At 69.4% G+C, this 15,259-nt stretch carries 16 protein-coding genes, 2 tRNA genes and 1 pseudogene; 2 read left to right on the plus strand and 17 right to left on the minus strand.

Annotated features, from left to right (window positions below; all coding sequences use genetic code 11):
- The first annotated feature begins 625 nt into the window (after positions 1-625).
- The gene (locus C1A38_RS28695) at positions 626-853 is read left to right on the plus strand and encodes a hypothetical protein (protein WP_102660820.1); all 228 of its coding nucleotides are present in this window, start codon (positions 626-628) and stop codon (positions 851-853) included.
- Positions 854-860: 7 nt separating this feature from the next.
- On the opposite strand, the gene C1A38_RS28700 is transcribed toward C1A38_RS28695, so the two are convergent.
- The 6 genes from C1A38_RS28700 to C1A38_RS28725 form a co-directional block, all read right to left on the minus strand.
- Positions 861-1,658 (minus strand): carbon-nitrogen hydrolase family protein, encoded by a 798-nt coding sequence (locus C1A38_RS28700; RefSeq protein ID WP_102660821.1) that lies wholly within the window; start codon positions 1,656-1,658, stop codon positions 861-863.
- Between the two features lie 59 nt (positions 1,659-1,717).
- Entirely contained in the window at positions 1,718-3,013 is a 1,296-nt protein-coding gene (gene clpX, locus C1A38_RS28705; protein ID WP_102660822.1) for an ATP-dependent Clp protease ATP-binding subunit ClpX, read from the minus strand.
- Between the two features lie 208 nt (positions 3,014-3,221).
- Positions 3,222-3,884, minus strand: a complete 663-nt coding sequence (locus C1A38_RS28710) for an ATP-dependent Clp protease proteolytic subunit (protein ID WP_013735441.1) — start codon at positions 3,882-3,884, stop codon at positions 3,222-3,224.
- Between the two features lie 14 nt (positions 3,885-3,898).
- The gene (locus C1A38_RS28715; RefSeq protein ID WP_013735442.1) at positions 3,899-4,537 is read right to left on the minus strand and encodes an ATP-dependent Clp protease proteolytic subunit; all 639 of its coding nucleotides are present in this window, start codon (positions 4,535-4,537) and stop codon (positions 3,899-3,901) included.
- 172 nt (positions 4,538-4,709) lie between these two features.
- Positions 4,710-6,056 (minus strand): trigger factor, encoded by a 1,347-nt coding sequence (gene tig, locus C1A38_RS28720; protein ID WP_013735443.1) that lies wholly within the window; start codon positions 6,054-6,056, stop codon positions 4,710-4,712.
- Positions 6,057-6,214: 158 nt separating this feature from the next.
- Positions 6,215-6,288 (minus strand) — tRNA-Pro (locus C1A38_RS28725).
- 290 nt (positions 6,289-6,578) lie between these two features.
- Here C1A38_RS28725 and C1A38_RS28730 point away from each other — a divergent pair.
- Positions 6,579-6,652, plus strand: a tRNA-Gly gene (locus C1A38_RS28730).
- Between the two features lie 176 nt (positions 6,653-6,828).
- Here C1A38_RS28730 and C1A38_RS28735 read toward each other — a convergent pair.
- The 11 genes and pseudogenes from C1A38_RS28735 to C1A38_RS31240 all read right to left on the minus strand — a co-directional run.
- Positions 6,829-7,176: a hypothetical protein gene (locus C1A38_RS28735; RefSeq protein WP_146017643.1), complete on the minus strand. Its 348-nt coding sequence runs from the start codon at positions 7,174-7,176 to the stop codon at positions 6,829-6,831.
- A 93-nt stretch (positions 7,177-7,269) separates the two neighbouring features.
- Positions 7,270-7,887, minus strand: a complete 618-nt coding sequence (locus tag C1A38_RS28740) for a hypothetical protein (protein WP_199180362.1) — start codon at positions 7,885-7,887, stop codon at positions 7,270-7,272.
- Between the two features lie 94 nt (positions 7,888-7,981).
- A complete protein-coding gene (locus tag C1A38_RS28745) occupies positions 7,982-8,365 on the minus strand; it encodes a hypothetical protein (protein ID WP_102660826.1) in 384 nt (127 codons plus the stop codon).
- Between the two features lie 61 nt (positions 8,366-8,426).
- Positions 8,427-8,621, minus strand: coding sequence for a hypothetical protein (locus C1A38_RS28750; protein WP_102660827.1), 195 nt, complete (start codon positions 8,619-8,621; stop codon positions 8,427-8,429).
- Positions 8,618-10,155 (minus strand): annotated as a pseudogene (locus C1A38_RS28755) (MFS transporter). The gene C1A38_RS28750 and the pseudogene C1A38_RS28755 overlap by 4 nt, the downstream one beginning before the upstream one ends.
- Entirely contained in the window at positions 10,112-10,762 is a 651-nt protein-coding gene (locus C1A38_RS28765) for an MOSC domain-containing protein (protein WP_102660829.1), read from the minus strand. The pseudogene C1A38_RS28755 and the gene C1A38_RS28765 overlap by 44 nt, the downstream one beginning before the upstream one ends.
- Before the next feature lie 96 nt (positions 10,763-10,858).
- Positions 10,859-12,676 (minus strand): ABC transporter ATP-binding protein, encoded by a 1,818-nt coding sequence (locus C1A38_RS28770; protein ID WP_102660830.1) that lies wholly within the window; start codon positions 12,674-12,676, stop codon positions 10,859-10,861.
- On the minus strand, positions 12,673-13,695 hold the full coding sequence (locus C1A38_RS28775) for a TlpA family protein disulfide reductase (RefSeq protein ID WP_102660831.1): 1,023 nt from the start codon (positions 13,693-13,695) through the stop codon (positions 12,673-12,675). Before C1A38_RS28775 ends, C1A38_RS28770 begins: the two co-directional genes overlap by 4 nt.
- A 1-nt stretch (position 13,696) precedes the next feature.
- Positions 13,697-14,713, minus strand: a complete 1,017-nt coding sequence (locus C1A38_RS28780; protein ID WP_102660832.1) for an MvdC/MvdD family ATP grasp protein — start codon at positions 14,711-14,713, stop codon at positions 13,697-13,699.
- Positions 14,714-14,721: 8 nt separating this feature from the next.
- On the minus strand, positions 14,722-15,012 hold the full coding sequence (locus tag C1A38_RS28785; RefSeq protein ID WP_233197089.1) for a hypothetical protein: 291 nt from the start codon (positions 15,010-15,012) through the stop codon (positions 14,722-14,724).
- On the minus strand, positions 15,009-15,259 hold a 251-nt coding region (locus tag C1A38_RS31240; RefSeq protein WP_158244954.1), incomplete at its 5' end, for a hypothetical protein. The genes C1A38_RS31240 and C1A38_RS28785, both read right to left, overlap by 4 nt.

A 15,259-nucleotide genomic window follows, 5' to 3' on the forward strand; every position in this document is an offset into this window, starting at 1 on the left:
TTGGCACTGGCTTATCAAGCACCCTGTTGAGTTCTCAAAGAACAACCACACACCAAACCGCGGCCTCAATCTGAAACCGTGTCTGGGGCAACCGCTCCAAACTATCCGAACCACACTCGGCAGATCAACCTGATGATCAGGAAGGATCCTTGAGGATCATTCGGGGCCCACGGTGGCGCACGCCTTTCGGCGGTCGCTTCTTCCGTGGAGAACCGCAGACCGGCCAGTCACCCTCAGGGGACTCGCCCGGCTCCTGCCGGCTCCAGAACTCTACCCGGTCGGCTTCGCGATCGCAACTCCAACTTTCAGAGCCAACTCGCACCGCCCAGTCTCGGCCTCGCGACCACCTTCATCGCGGGACCGGCGCCCGTTCTCGGCCGGTTTGCCCGGCCTCCCTCGTGCAGAGAGAAAGTTACGCGTACGCACCGGAGAAGGCAAATCAGCGGCTGCCGATGACGTTCTCCCGGCCCGGAACTCCGGCGTTCGGGGCACGGCGAGGGTGAGCGGTAGGCGCCGCAGCAGCGGGTGGCAGCGCGACATGCACCGACGACTCAGGTCGGCATCTTGGCGGCTCCGTACTCGCGCCGACATCCGAGGAGGGCATCGGCGTGCCAGAGTGTCTTGCATGGATGACGTGTCCCGGCCAACCAGCCCGGTCCTCGCCGAGGACGCGCTGCTCGGCCTCTTACTCCCCTTCTGGCAACTGATCATCGGAGCGTTCGTGCTCTTCGCCGTCGTGGTGTCGATCGGACGGTTGGTCCGACGCGGTCCCTCACGGATGAGCACCGCGCTCCTCGTGACCGCCGTTGCCATCGCCGGCTTCGCGGTGGTGGGCGTACTGCTTCAGGGGTAGGCGGCGCTCAGAGTCGACGGTTGGCCAGGCTGGGCAGTTCCGCGCGGATGCGGGCCAGCCGGTCCAGGTCGACGTCGGCGATCGCGAACCCGGGGCCGTCCGGCACCTGCGAAAGCACCGTCCCCCACGGGTCGACGACCATGCTGCGGCCGAAGCAGGTCCGGCCGGGCTCGTGGTCACCTGTCTGCCCGGCGGCCGCGACGAAGCACTGGTTCTCGATCGCCCGGGCACGCAGCAGGACTTCCCAGTGGTCACGACCGGTGTGCATCATGAACGCTGCGGGCACCACGAGCAGGTGAGCACCGCCGTCGGTGGCAAGTTGGCGGTACAGCTCGGGGAAGCGCAGGTCGTAACAGATCGACAGCCCCACCCGTAGCCCTTCGACCTCCACCACCACCGGCTGGTCGCCCGGGGACACCGTGGCGGACTCCTGGTACGAGACCCGACCCGGAATCTCCACGTCGTACAAATGGATCTTGCGGTAGCTGGCGGCGAGCGCGCCGGTGCGGTCGAAGACCAGCATGGTGTTCCAGGTGTGCTCGGGGTCGGGGCCGGCCTCGTGGAACGAGCCGGCGATCACCCAGATCCCCCGTCGACGCGCGACCGCCGCGAAGAACTGCCCGACCTCACCGTCGACCGGCTCCGGCGCGGGCATCCCGGCACCGGGGCCCAGATAGTCGACGTACTCGGGCAGGAGCACCAGGTCCGCGCCGGCGTCGGCCGCGCGGTCGATCAGGGCCTCCGCGGCGACGAGGTTCGCCTTCCGGTCGTCGCGGGAGTTCAGCTGGCAGACGGCGACGCGCATGATTCCAGCGTACGGGCGAACTGCCGCGTGCGGCAGGGCGAAGAGTCCGCCTCAGTGGATCAGGCGGACTTCTCCTCGCGCTCGCGCCGGGCCCGGCGGCCGGTGAACTCGCGCGGAACGATTGTCGGGTTGACGTTCTCCAAGACCACCTCACGGGTGATGAGCACCCGGGCGGCGTCGGGGTTGCTGGGCACCTCGTACATCACGGAGAGGAGGACCTCTTCCATGATGGCGCGAAGACCACGGGCACCGGTGCCACGCAGCATGGCCTGGTCGGCGATGGCCTCCAGGGCCGGCCGCTCGAACTCCAGCTCCACGCCGTCGAGCTCGAAGAGGCGCTGGTACTGCCGGACCAGCGCGTTGCGCGGCTCGGTGAGGATGCGCACCAGGGCCGACCGATCGAGGCTGCGGACGCTGGTGATCACCGGCAGACGGCCGATGAACTCCGGGATCAGCCCGAACTTGAGCATGTCCTCCGGCATCACCTGGCTGAAGATGTCGTCGGTGGAACGCTCGGAGACGGCCCGCAGCCGGGCACCGAAGCCGGTGCCGCCGTGGCCCGTACGCGCCTCGATGATCTGGTCCAGGCCGGCGAAGGCACCACCACAGATGAACAGCACGTTCGTGGTGTCGATCTGGATGAACTCCTGGTGCGGGTGCTTGCGGCCGCCCTGCGGTGGCACGTTCGCCACGGTGCCTTCGAGCATCTTCAGCAGCGCCTGCTGGACGCCCTCACCGGAGACGTCACGGGTGATCGACGGGTTCTCCGACTTGCGGGCGATCTTGTCGACCTCGTCGATGTAGATGATGCCGGTCTCGGCGCGCTTGATGTCGTAGTCGGCGGCCTGGATCAGCTTGAGGAGGATGTTCTCCACGTCCTCGCCGACATAGCCGGCCTCGGTGAGGGCGGTGGCGTCGGCGATGGCGAACGGCACGTTGAGCATCCGCGCCAGGGTCTGCGCCAGGTGGGTCTTGCCACACCCGGTCGGGCCCAGCAGCAGGATGTTCGACTTGGCCAGCTCCACGCCGTCGTTACCGGCGCCGGGCGCGTTGGCCGCCTCGGCCTGGATCCGCTTGTAGTGGTTGTAGACCGCGACGGCGAGTGCCTTCTTGGCCTGTTCCTGCCCCACCACGTAGGTGTCGAGGAACTGGCAGATCTCCATCGGCTTGGGAAGCTCTTCCCACTTCACCTCGCCGGTCTCGGCCAGCTCCTCTTCGATGATCTCGTTACAGAGATCGATGCACTCGTCGCAGATGTAGACCCCGGGGCCCGCGATGAGCTTCTTGACCTGCTTCTGCGACTTGCCGCAGAAGGAGCATTTGAGTAGGTCGCCGCCGTCACCGATCCGTGCCACCTACGTTCTCCCTGCACTCATCGGCCGGAGCCCCGGCCACGACCTGCGGACGCTACGCTCCGCCCGTCTCTACCCCCACCGCGCCGGTCGCCCGACGAAGCGGTACGGACCCGACGTTACCCGCTGCGGGAGCATTCTCCGACCCCCAAAACGGGTGTGTCAGAGGCCGGCGGACGACAGGCCCGTCCGGCCTCTGACTCCGTGCCGGTCAGCTGGCCGCGTTGGCGGCCAGCAGTCCCTTCTTGCGGCTGCTGAGGATCGTGTCGACCAACCCGTACTCGCGGGACTCCTCGGCCGTCATGATCTTGTCCCGGTCGATGTCCTTGCGGACCTTCTCGATCGGCCGGTTGCAGTGCCGGGAGAGCATCTCCTCCAGCTGGGTCCGCATCCGCAGGATCTCCCGGGCCTGGATCTCGATGTCCGAGCCCTGCCCGTAGCCGCCCTCGGTGGCCGGCTGGTGGATGATGATCCGCGAGTTCGGCAGCGCCATCCGCTTGCCCGGCGTGCCCGCCGCCAGCAGCACCGCCGCAGCGGAGGCCGCCTGGCCCAGGCAGACGGTCTGGATGTCCGGCCGGACGTACTGCATGGTGTCGTAGATCGCCGTCATGGCGGTGAACGAACCACCCGGCGAGTTGATGTACATGATGATGTCCCGGTCGGGGTCGGTCCCCTCCAGGGTGAGCAGCTGGGCCATCACGTCGTTGGCCGAGGCGTCGTCGACCTGGACACCGAGGAAGATGATCCGGTCCTCGAAGAGCTTGTTGTAGGGGTTGGATTCCTTGACCCCGTACGACGTGCGCTCGACGAACGACGGCAGGACGTAGCGGTTGTGCACGGCCGCGAACTGGGGCGGCAGGCTGAGGTCGGTCATCGTCTGCTCCTCGATCAGCTCAGGGTCCCGGCGCCCTCGGGAACCTGAGCGGCCCCGATGATCACCTTGTCGATGAAGCCGTAGTCCATGGCCTCCTGGGCGGTGAACCAGCGGTCGCGGTCCGAGTCCGCCTCGATCTGCGCCTGGGACTGACCGGTGTGGTGCGCGACCCGCTCCTGGAACATCCGCTTGGTGTAGAGCATCTGCTCGGCCTGGATCGCGATGTCCGACGCGGTGCCGCCGAGGCCGCCCGAGGGCTGGTGCATCATGATCCGCGCGTGCGGCAGAGCGTACCGCTTGCCCTTGGTGCCCGCGCAGAGCAGCAGCTGGCCCATCGAGGCCGCCATGCCCATCGCCACGGTCGACACGTCGTTGTCGATGTACTGCATGGTGTCGTAGATCGCCATGCCGGAGTAGACCGAGCCACCCGGCGAGTTGATCCAGAGGAAGATGTCCCGGTCCGGGTCCTCCGCCGCGAGCAGCAGCAGCTGCGCGCAGATGCGGTTGGCCACCTGGTCGTTGACCTCGCTGCCGAGGAAGATGATGCGTTCCTTGAGCAACCGGTTGTAGACCGAGTCGTCGAGGTTGCCAATTGAGTCGCCACCTCGGGCGTCGAGCGCCCGCGGCTTTGCTGGGATGTGCATGTCGGTCATGGCAGCCCTTCGCTCTCCGTACCGTCCTGTCCGACACTAACCGCTCAGCCGGGCGGCAGAGTCCCGCTCCGGGCACTGTTCGCTCTCAGCGCAGGGGCCCCGGGACTCGTACCCGGAAAAGGGGTTGGGCCACCACCCACCGCAACCGGCGGACGGTGGCCCCACCCGACGATCAGTGCTCGTGCCCGTGCTCCGCCTCGCTGGCCTCGCGCAGCGCGTCCAGGCTGATCTCGTTGCCGGCGGTGTCCTTGATCGTGATGCGCTCCATGACCGAGGCGAGAGCCTTGCCCCGGCGGACGTCGCCGAAGACCGCGCCGGCCGCGCCGGAACGGACCAGCTGGTCGTAGTACTGCTGCGGGGCCATGCCGGCCCGCTGGGCGCGGTGGACGATCTCGTGGCCGAACTCGTCGTCGGAGACCTGCACGTCCTCGGCGTCGGCGAGGGTGTCGAGCAGCAGCTGGACCTTGACGCCCTGAGTGGCGGCCTCGGTCAGCTCGGCGTCGATCTGCTCCTCGGTCTTCTCCTCGGCGGCGAGGTAGTCCTCCATCGAGGCGCCGATGCGCTCCAGCTGGTCGACCATCGCCTGCTTGCGGCTCTCCACCTCGTCGCGGATGACGCCTTCCGGCGCCGGCACCTCGGCGGCCTCGACGAGCTGCTCCAGGGCCTTGTCCCGGGCGGCGTAGATCTGCTCGACCCGCTTGCCCCGGGTGACCCGCTCACGCAGGTCGTTGCGCAGCTCCTCGATGGTGTCGAACTCGCTGGCCAGCTGCGCGAACTCGTCGTTCAGCTCGGGCAGCTCCTTCTCCTTGACCGTACGCACGGTCACCAGGACCTCGGCGTCGCGGCCGGCGAAGTCGCCGCCGACGAGCTGGGTGGTGAAGGTGACGTCCTCACCGGCGGCGAGGCCGACCACGGCCTCGTCCAGGCCCGGCAGCAGCTGCTTGCTGCCCACCTCGTGGGAGATGTTGCTGGCCGAGCCGCCCGGCACCTCTTCGCCGTCGACGGTGGCCCGCAGGTCGATCTGGACGTAGTCGCCCTCGGCCGCGGCCCGCTCGACCGTCTTGAGGGTGGCGAACCGCTCGCGCAGGTTCTTCACCTGCTCGTCGATCTCGCTGTCGTCGACCTGCAGCTCGTCCACGACGACCTCGAGGGAGGCCAGGTCGGGCACGGTGATCTCCGGCCGGACGTCCACCTCGGCGGTGAAGCTCAGCGAGTCACCGTCGTTGAACTCGGTGATGTCGACCTCGGGACGACCGAGGGTCTTCAGGTCGTGCTCGCGGACCGCAGCGAGGATGTTCTGCGGGATGGCCTCCTGCACCGCCTCGTTGAGCACGGTGCCCCGGCCCACCCGCTGGTCGATGATCGCCGGCGGGACCTTCCCCTTACGGAAGCCGGGGATCTGGATCTGCTGGCCGATCTCCCGGTACGCCTTCTTGAGGCTCGGCTCGAGCTCGACGAACGGCACCTCGATGGCGAGCCGCACGCGCGTCGGGCTCAGAGTCTCGACGGTGCTCTTCACAGGCGTACTCCTTGACGGATCTCGGTTTATTCTGGGCGCACTACGGCCCATCGAGTGTAGGCGAACCGGCGTGGCCGACCGGCAGCGCCCAGGGACCCGGCAGCGAAGCATCCCGCTCGCCCACCGTCCCGGGTGCACCGGCCCCACGCTGGAGGCAGTCGGGGTGGCGGGATTTGAACCCACGGCCCCTCGCTCCCAAAGCGAGTGCGCTACCAAGCTGCGCCACACCCCGTGGCGACGAGCAGTCTATGCCTTCCATACGACAACCGGATGCCGGGGCGTCCCCCAACGCGCCGAACATGCAGCTTCCCCAGCGCGGGCGCGCCGCAGCTGCGGCGATGTTGCGGCTTCCGCCCGCTGGGTGGCAGCGGTTTCGCGGATGTTGCGGCATCCGTGGCGGCCGGATACCCCCAGCTCTCCGGAACGGCGGGATCGATGGTGCGGCGCGGTGGCGGGATACGGCCGCGCGCTCGCCGCGGGCATTGGGTAGGCTGTCGGGCGCGTCCGGTTTTCCGGGCGTACGCGGGCGTAGCTCAATGGCAGAGCTTCAGTCTTCCAAACTGACGGTGCGGGTTCGATTCCCGTCGCCCGCTCCACACCTTCCGGCCCAGGTCAACGGCGTGATCGCCGAGCCTGGGCCGTTCTCGTTTCCGCCCTGGATGATCTTGCATGCCATCGGCGTGCCATTCACGCGTCGAGGTCGGGGCGATCGCTGCCGCACAGCCGAGCTGCTTGCCCCCGGACCCTCACCTGCGAGGAGATGGTTGTCGCCTCATTCGCCTTCCACAGTGAGGTGCATGTCGCCCGGTAGCCACAAGGCCGTCTGGGCAGCCTTGAGGAGTTGGGCGACCCACAGCTCCACAACGGGGTCATCGAGCCGGTCAGCCACGAAACACAACTCGTCGATCAGCGTTTGAATCATGGGCCGGTTCAGCCGGACTGGATCGGAACCTCCGAGCAGCGGCAACAGGTGCAACTCGTAGCCCTTCGCCACGTGTGACAAGCGCCAGAACACTCGCTCGGGCACGCAGAGGGCGTTGGGCAGGTCATCGCGGTAGACCGCCACGATCGGATCATTGACGTATGTCGCGGGATCGACCCGATCGGCATAGTCGCTCACCATGGCATCGTCGCATCCCAAGATCGACGGCACGGGCTCGCCGTGCCAATGCCGGGCCAGGGACGACCCGCCGCTGTGCCGGTCGGTCGCTACCTAGCCTTGGAGGCGCTGCGCCCAGTACACCTGGCCGTCCTCACCCATGTAGACCAGAGCCAGCAACAGGTCGGACATCGCCACCGGCGCGGTGGCCCTCGGAAGCTCCGGATCCGGCTCCTCGACGTACGGAAAGAGCGCTACGAAGGTGAGCGGTGAAGCCTTCTCGTCCGCCACATGGAGTCTGTTGCCGTTGCTCCGATACTCGTCGTCCCCGAAGGTGGCATCGCCCGCGCCGCGCAGCCAGGAGTAGCGTTCGGCAATCCGGTTCTCGATGCCCGCGCTCCCGATGCCGACGGCCGCCTGGGGCGCGGCCACGCCGAAAACCTCCGGCTTGTGGTTGGTCCGCTTGTCGATGAGGAAGATCGCGAAGTAGCCGCCGTCGAGCGGCTCGGGCGGGGTCTGCCAGGAGACCCGGCCGAGCACCAGTTGGTCGCGTCCGTAGGTGACCGGGGCATGCGCCGTCTCGCCGAGCGCAGTTTCAGCCTCGTCGTAGCTGACGAAACGGAGCGATGACGTGACGGCCAGCGCTTCCGGACCGTACGGCGGATGGTTGTGCCACCACCGCCAGCCGACCACGGAGACCGCCGCCAGGATGACGGCCGAGATGGTTGCCACCAACCGGGTCCTCCGCGACGTCATGCTCCAGAGTGAAGCACGCAGCACCAGCTCCCGGAGTAGCCGAACCGACAGTCGGAAGCTCGGCCCTGATTTACCGGGGCCGCTTGTCCTCGACGTGCACGACGTCGAGCTCATGGCCGTCCCGGTCCCGCTTGTGGCGCCCGTACAGACCGATGGCCAGGCCACTGCTGTCCGAGATCTCGTCGGGCCCCACGTAGGTCAGCACGTCGTCGTGGTGGCCGTAGACCACCCATCCGGGACCGGGATCGAGGGTGACGGTGCCGAAGTCCCCCGCAGGTGTGCCGGCGTGGACGGGGCCGTACTCGCGGAGGATGTCGACGGCCTGAGCGGCGAGGTCGGCACCGGGCCCGGGATCCGGCAACACGACACAGGTGCCGTGGGCGAACACCACCCAGGACTTGCCGTCACCTTCGATGATGCGACGCCAGGTTCCGGCCAGATCATGCTCGGACATGGAAGATGATCCTCTCCGAGTTCGCGCATCAGCGCTACCCGGAAGCCCTCTACGGTCCGACTCAGGGACGGGGTTCTCGGATGGCGGCTTCGAGGCGTAGGCCGATGCCGGTGGCGACGAAGAGGCCCGCCAGGATGTGCGGGTTGGTCGATCCGGTGTCGGGCAGCAGCGAGATGACCGAGATCAGCAGGCCGGTGATCAGGGCGAGGTTCCCGAGGGCCCGAACGGTGCCGGCACGCCCCGACGCGGAGTTCATCTGGCGGACCGTACCGACGCTTTCGGGTCGGCGCTGTCCCGCTCCCTGCCTTCCGGCTCTGCTCCGGGCATGAGACCGATCGTGGCGACGATGCCGAGCGCCGCGACGGCGGCGCCGACCAGTTGGACCATGCCGTAGCCGACGCCCGCGCCGAGCATGGTGAGGAACGCCGCCACCGAGAGCGCTCCCCCGACGTGGCTCGTCGATTCGAACAGCGCGGACGCGGCGCCCCGGTCCTCGGGCGCGGCGTTGCTGACGCACTCGCGGGTCAGCGCCACGTAGATGGGTCCCGCACTGAGCCCCCAGGCGACGAGCCAGGCGATCACGGCGGGCAGGGAGCCGCCGGCACCCACTGCCACCCCGGCGAGGCTGCCGGCGCAGAGGGTGAGGGCCACCGCGACGACGGTACGTGCACCGTACCGGCGGACCAGCCAGCCGGCGGGTGCGGCGCTGACGAGCGCACCCAGCAGTACGGGGGCCAGGACGAGACCGGTCTGAGCGGCAGACAGCCCGTGGATCTCCTGGAGGTAGAGGCTGCCCACGACGACGACCGCCGCGTACGACGCCGAGTGGGCAGCGAACGCCAGGCAACTGGCGGTCAGTGAGCGCGAACGGAACAGGGCGGGCTTGAGCAGCGGGTGGCGTGTCCGGCGTTCGAGGGGCACGAGGATGGCCAGCAGGAGCGGGCCAACGGCGAGGAAGGTCAGGGCTGGCGCGGTCAGCCCTTGCTCAGCGACCTGGGTCGCTCCGTGGATCAGGGCGACCAGCCCGCCGGCGGACAGCACGGCACCAGCGACGTCCAGTGATCGGCGGGCGGCTGTCGGCTGGTCCGGCGGCAGCAGCCGGTAGGCGGCGAGCGTCGCCACGACGCCTACCGGAACGACGGCGAGGAAGATCCAGCGCCAACCCCAGTAGGAGGTGATCACACCACCGCAGACGGCACCGGCGAGTCCGGCCGTGTTGGCGGCGGCCGCGACCACGGCGAAGACCCGGCTGCGCCAGGGCTCGTCGGGGAAAAGCGCGGCGGCCGACGCCACGGCGGCGGGGATGGCGAAGGCGGCACCGAGGCCCTGAAGGGCCGGCCGGCGAGCAGCAACGCCAGCGAGGGCGCCGTGCCGGCCAGGATCAAGCCGATCGTGGTGACGCCCAGGCTGGAGACGATCAGACGTCGCCTGCCCCACAGGTCGCAGATCCGACCGCCGAGCAGGAGGAATCCGCCGATGCTCAGGGAGTAGAGGGTGATCACCCATTGCAGTTGGTCCGGAGCGATGGCGAACCGGCGGCCGATCTGCGGCAGAGCGGTGGCCACGGCGAGGCTGTCGAAGAGCACCAGGAACATGACCCCGGCCAGGACCAGGGAGACCGGCCAGCGGCGTACGGTTGCCAACTCCGCCGGTGACCGTGGTGCGGTGAGTGCTGATGCCATCGCTTTCGCCCCGACCACACACCGTAGTGGCCCCGTGCCGGGTGCGCATGTCGGGCGCGAAGGCCTACCCGGCGGGTGTGCGCCGGTGGACCGTGTCCCGAGCCTCATCGGGCAGGGCCTCGGCGGCCAGCAGTTGCGGCAGCAGGTCCGGTTCGAGGGTCAGGGCACGGAAGGTGAGTTCGACTGTCACCTGATGGTCGGGCCGGTACACGATCTCGATCGGGTCGCCGCCGCGAAGCTCGCCGGGTTCGATCACCCGCAGGTACGCCCCGGGCACGGCGGCCTGGGTGAACCGCTTGATCCAGCCCTGCTGTTGCAGCCAGTACTGGAACGTCGAGCAGGGAATCCGTGGGGCAGACACCTCCAGTACGACGTCCGGCCCGATCCGCCAGCGCTCCCCGATCAGGGCGGCGTTGACGTCGAGGCCGCTGGTGGTCAGGTTCTCCCCGAAGCCGCCGTTGTCGAGCGGGACGTCCAACTCGGCCGCCCAGCGGTCCAGGTCCTCCCGGGCGTAGGCGTACACGGCCTGGTCGGTGCCGCCGTGGTGCTTGACGTCGTAGACGCGGTCGCCGACCAGACCGACCTCGCCGGTGCCCTTCGGGCCGGGCACGACGACGGCGATCGGGCCGTCGACCGGCCGCTTGTCGATGCCGGTCAGTCCACCCTTGGCCGGGTTGGGTCGGGGCCGGCCCACGTTTACGGAAAGCACTCGCATCCGCTGACAGTACGACGGCCGTCTGAGCAGTGCCTGACCGGTGGCCCGTCGGGCTGACGCCCCCAGGTGCTCGGCGGCCAGGGCCGATGAACGGTGTCAGGCCGCCGGTTGCGGGTCCTGGTAGCCGGCGGCCTGGCGGCGGAACAGTCGGGCGTACGTGCCGTTCAGGTCGATCAGCTCCTGGTGGTCGCCGCGTTCGGTGATCGTGCCGTCGGCCAGTACGACGATCAGGTCGGCGTCGCGGACGGTGTTCATCCGGTGTGAGATCAGCAGGCTGGTCCGGCCGGCGCGGTGTGCGGCGAGTCGTCGGCTGATCTCGTACTCGGCCTCGGCGTCGAGGCCGGCGCTGGGTTCGTCGAGCACAAGCAGGTCGGCGTCCTCGCGCATCAGCGCCCGGGCCAGCGCGACCCGCTGCCACTGCCCGCCGGAGAGCACCACTCCCGTGGTCGGGTCGTCGCGGTCCTCGGCGTTCATGTAGACCCGGGTGAGCAGGGTGTCGTAGCCGCGGGGCAGCGCCGACAGGATGTCGTCGACGCCGGCCAGTTGGGCCGCCGCCCGGATCCGGGCCGGTTCGTCGAGGGTGGCCACCTCGCCGAGGCCGATGTTGTCGGCGGCACTGAGGTCGTACGCCATGAAGTCCTGGAACAGCACGCCGATCCGCGCCCGCAGCTCGGCCGGAGGCAGGTCACGCAGGTCGACGCCGTCCCAGCGGATGCTGCCGCGGGTCGGGTCGTAGAACCGGCACAGCAGTTTGACCAGGGAACTCTTGCCGACGCCGTTGCGCCCGACCAGGGCGACCGACGAGCCGGCGGGGATGTGCAGGCTCACCCCGCGCAGCACCCAGGGCAGGTCGTCGCCATAGCGGAACCACACGTCGTCGAACTCGATGCCGTGCCGCAGTGGTGGCACCGCCGGTAGCGCGGTGGCGCGGGCGGGCAGGTCGGGTGGGGCCTCCACGACGAAGCGGTAGTGCCCGAACAGCAGCATCGCCTCGTGCAGCCGGCCGGCGTTGACGAAGGCGGTGCTCAGCCCGCCCTGCACGCCGGCGACGGCGGCCACGAAGACCGACACGTCGCCGATGGTGAGCGCGCCGGACCGAGCGGCGGAGACCGCCCAGACCAGACCGAGCCCGGCCACCACCGCGCCGAGCAGACCCTGCACGGACTGCACGAGCAGCTCGCGCCGGTCCATTCGGCGTTGGCCGGCCTGGATGCCGCGCAGTTCGGTGAGCATCCGGGCGCCGAACAGCCCGCCCAGGCCGTACAGGCGGACCTCCTTCGCGGCGGTGACGCTTGTCATCAGCTGGGCGTAGAAGAACTCCCGCCGGGCGGCATGCCCGTACTCCCAGAGCAGCGCGGCGCGCTGCCGGCCCAGCCGCAGCTCCGCTCGCAGGGTGGGTACGGCGGCCACCGCCACCACCAGCACCATCCACGGGTTGATCGCGGCCAGGGTGGTGAGGAAGGCGAGCATGGTGATGAGCCCCTGTGCCGCGCCGAGGAAGCCGCTGACCACCTCCGGCGGCCCGGCGGGGCCGGTCTCCGCGGCGATGCTGAGCCGGTCGTGGAAGGCCGGATCCTCGAACCGGCGCAGCCCGAGCATCCGGGCGACGGCAGCGAACAACCGATGCCGGGCGGCCAGCCCGACCGACCGTTGCAGCTCCGCGTCGACGTAGCGGCCCAGTTCGGGCAGGAGCACGGCGGCGGCGCCCGCCCCGGCCAGCAGCAGCACCGGCCCGGTGAGCCGGTCGTCGCCGGCGGCCAGCCGGTCGAGTACGACCTTCATCAGCCAGGCGACGGCGATGGGCACCATGCCCCCCACCACGGTGAGCAGCACCCGGGCGATGAGCCAGCGGCGGGACGCGGCCCACGCCATCCGGGTCGCCTCGATCAGCGAGCCGCCTGCTTGTCTGATCACGGGGCGCTGGTGGCGGGCACCCGGTCGAGCACGAAGTGGCTGGCGATCACGGTGTCGTCGGAGAGCAGGCCGAAGGCGGGGTAGCCGTCCACTCCGAAGGCGCGGGCCACGGGACCGCGTTCGGGCTCGTTGACCACCCGGGCCACCGGCGTGAGCCGGTCGCAGAGTTGGGTGGCGGCCTCGCCGGAGCCCAGCACGACGGCCAGCGCCTGCTCCCGTCCACCGGGGATCGCCTCGGCCCGGGCGACGAATCCGGGCAGGCTCTCCGCGCATGCCGGGCAGCTCGGCGAGAGGAACGCCACGAGGGTTTCGCCCCGCAGCCCGGCCCGGGACACCGGCGTGCCGTCGACCGTGGTGGCGGTGAAGTCGCCGATCGTGGCACCGGCGGTCAGCATGATCGGCTCGGGGTTCTCCACCCCCTCGATGCTGACCTTCAGCAGGGTGGACTGCCGCCGCAGCTGCGCGAGCACGACAAGCAGGACTGTGGTGTTGACCAGACACAGCACCGTGACCACCAGCAGCAGGACGGTCGTGAGGGTCATGTCACCTCCGGTCGGGTCAGCGGTGAGGGTGGGCGGCGACGGTGGCCGGACGCCGCCGAAGGCCAGCGCCGCCCCGCCGAGAGCGACCGCCGTCAGCAGCAGGTTGCGGATGACGTGGGCGGGGCCGGGTGGGCGTTCGGTGACCCCGAAGCAGCGGCAGGGCTCGCGGACACCCCGGCGCACCATCCCGGCCACCGCCACGGTGAAGGCGGCGAACAGGCCGGTGGCCAGCGCGAAGGCAGTGGGTGCGAGGGCCGGAACGGCGACGGCGGCCAGCAGCGCCGCGGCGGTCAGCGCCTCGGCCGCCAGCACCGCCACGGCGAGCGCGCCCGCCTGTGCCGCCGGCACCCCGACGGTACGGGGCAGCGAGGCGCGGAAGGTCGCGAAGGTGGCCCGGTTGCGCACCTTGCCGACCAGCGCCCAGCCGAGCGTGCCGCCCAGGGCCAACTGGGCGGCAAGCAGCAGCGCCCCGGTCATCTCAGTAGCCGACCTGGGTGACCTCGCCCCGCCGGAAGGGGCCGCCGGCCAGCAGCAGGTCGGCGATGGTCTCGTCCATCGGCAGACCCAGGTCGTGCTGCAGCCACATGAACTGGCCGCCCGGGTTCACCTCCAGGAAGACGTACTCCCCGTCGGGGGTGACGATGAAGTCGATGGCCGCGTAGACGAGGCCGAGGTGGTCGAGCAGGCGTTGGGTCTTCGCCACCACCTCGTCGGGCAGCGGCTTGTACGGCCCGTACGGCAGGTGGTTCTCGCCCCGCCAGTCCACCGAGGTGGTGGGCAGCGCCTGCGAGTCGATGACCACCGGGAACCAGGTGTTCCCGACGACGGTCAGCCGGACTTCGTACGCCTTCTCGATGTATTCCTGGAACATGCAGATCGTGTGCTGGACCCGGTCGGCGTTGGCCAGCACCTCCTCGCCCACGACCGTGGTGTAGAGGCCGCTCGGGAAGGCGCCCGGGTAGTGGATGACCCCACCGGTGAGTGCCTTGTAGACGACGGGCTTGTCGGTGGCCCCGACCAGCGCGCGTACCTCGTCGGGGTCGTTGGTGAGCAGGGTGCGGGGCACCCGCATGCCGACCTGCTTGGCCAACTGGAGTTGGTAGGGCTTGAGTTCGGCGACGGCGTCGACGTCGGGGCGGTTGACCCACAGGCAGTCGGTGCTGCGCAGGATGCCGCCTATGCCGTGCAGCGCCTCGTTGCGGGCGAACTGCTGCTCGGCCTCGCTCATCTGTTCGTGGAAGCGGAAGGCTGTGGGGCGGCGGTACCACACCCCGGAGAGCCGATCGAGATCGACCTCCCGCCCGCGGTGCAGCAGCCGCCGCCGCTCGCCATCGAAATCCGAGGTGGTGAACGTCAGCGTCTGCGGGAAGTAGCTCAGGTCGACGCGGACGATGTCGGCGCCCCGCGCGGTGAGGGTCCGCACGACGGGGTCGACCGTGGGATCGAAGTCCTGGGTGAAGATCAGGATCCCGCGATCAGATGGCGAGGTGGTCATGCTCGTCCTTACGCGCAGGCGTCGTCGGTCACGCAGTCTCCGCAGTTGGAGCCGGAGGTGCGGGTCTTGGTGTAGACACCGGCGGTGATGGCGCCGTCCGGGGTGACCCAGACCTGCTGGTCTTCGTCGTAGTAGCCGAGCTCGGTCTCGGTCTCCGCCGGAGTGCCCGGCTCCCAGTTGGCGAAGAGGTAGCCGAAGGGCTGGCGGTCGTGGTCGGCGGGCAGCGGCTGGCTGAAGTCGTGCCCACTGGTCATCGACAGCGAGGTGCGCAGGGGGTTGCGCGTCAGGGTGGCCGTCACGTCTGGTCTCCTTCTTTTCCGACTCTTTCGGCTGGCGGGTTGTCAGCCGACGACAGCGGCTCGGTAAGGCCGATAATCCCGGGCACCTCAGCGGAAAATGACCAGGTCTGGTCACCCGCGTCGTAGTGCCCGGCGTCAAGGATGAGATCGGATTCCAATTCGTCGTGGTCGGCGCGGTCGTAGAGGTATCCCGGCTCTTCGAAGTTAAGCGGGGTTGAGGTGTCCGCGGTGGCGGCGGGTGGTGGCT

Source organism: Verrucosispora sp. ts21 (assembly GCF_002879555.1).
GTDB classification, from domain to species: domain Bacteria; phylum Actinomycetota; class Actinomycetes; order Mycobacteriales; family Micromonosporaceae; genus Micromonospora; species Micromonospora gifhornensis.

What these genes read in the sequence shown, in the direction of transcription:
- C1A38_RS28750 (WP_102660827.1), bottom strand. Translation starts at nt 8,621, where the DNA reads ATGAACTCCGCGTCGGGGCGTGCCGGCACCGTTCGGGCCCTCGGGAAC.
- C1A38_RS28745 (WP_102660826.1), bottom strand. Translation starts at nt 8,365, where the DNA reads ATGTCCGAGCATGATCTGGCCGGAACCTGGCGTCGCATCATCGAAGGT.
- C1A38_RS28775 (WP_102660831.1), bottom strand. Translation starts at nt 13,695, where the DNA reads ATGACCGGGGCGCTGCTGCTTGCCGCCCAGTTGGCCCTGGGCGGCACG.
- C1A38_RS28715 (WP_013735442.1), bottom strand. Translation starts at nt 4,537, where the DNA reads ATGACCGACATGCACATCCCAGCAAAGCCGCGGGCGCTCGACGCCCGA.
- C1A38_RS28765 (WP_102660829.1), bottom strand. Translation starts at nt 10,762, where the DNA reads ATGCGAGTGCTTTCCGTAAACGTGGGCCGGCCCCGACCCAACCCGGCC.
- C1A38_RS28700 (WP_102660821.1), bottom strand. Translation starts at nt 1,658, where the DNA reads ATGCGCGTCGCCGTCTGCCAGCTGAACTCCCGCGACGACCGGAAGGCG.
- C1A38_RS28780 (WP_102660832.1), bottom strand. Translation starts at nt 14,713, where the DNA reads ATGACCACCTCGCCATCTGATCGCGGGATCCTGATCTTCACCCAGGAC.
- C1A38_RS28695 (WP_102660820.1), top strand. Translation starts at nt 626, where the DNA reads ATGGATGACGTGTCCCGGCCAACCAGCCCGGTCCTCGCCGAGGACGCG.
- C1A38_RS28710 (WP_013735441.1), bottom strand. Translation starts at nt 3,884, where the DNA reads ATGACCGACCTCAGCCTGCCGCCCCAGTTCGCGGCCGTGCACAACCGC.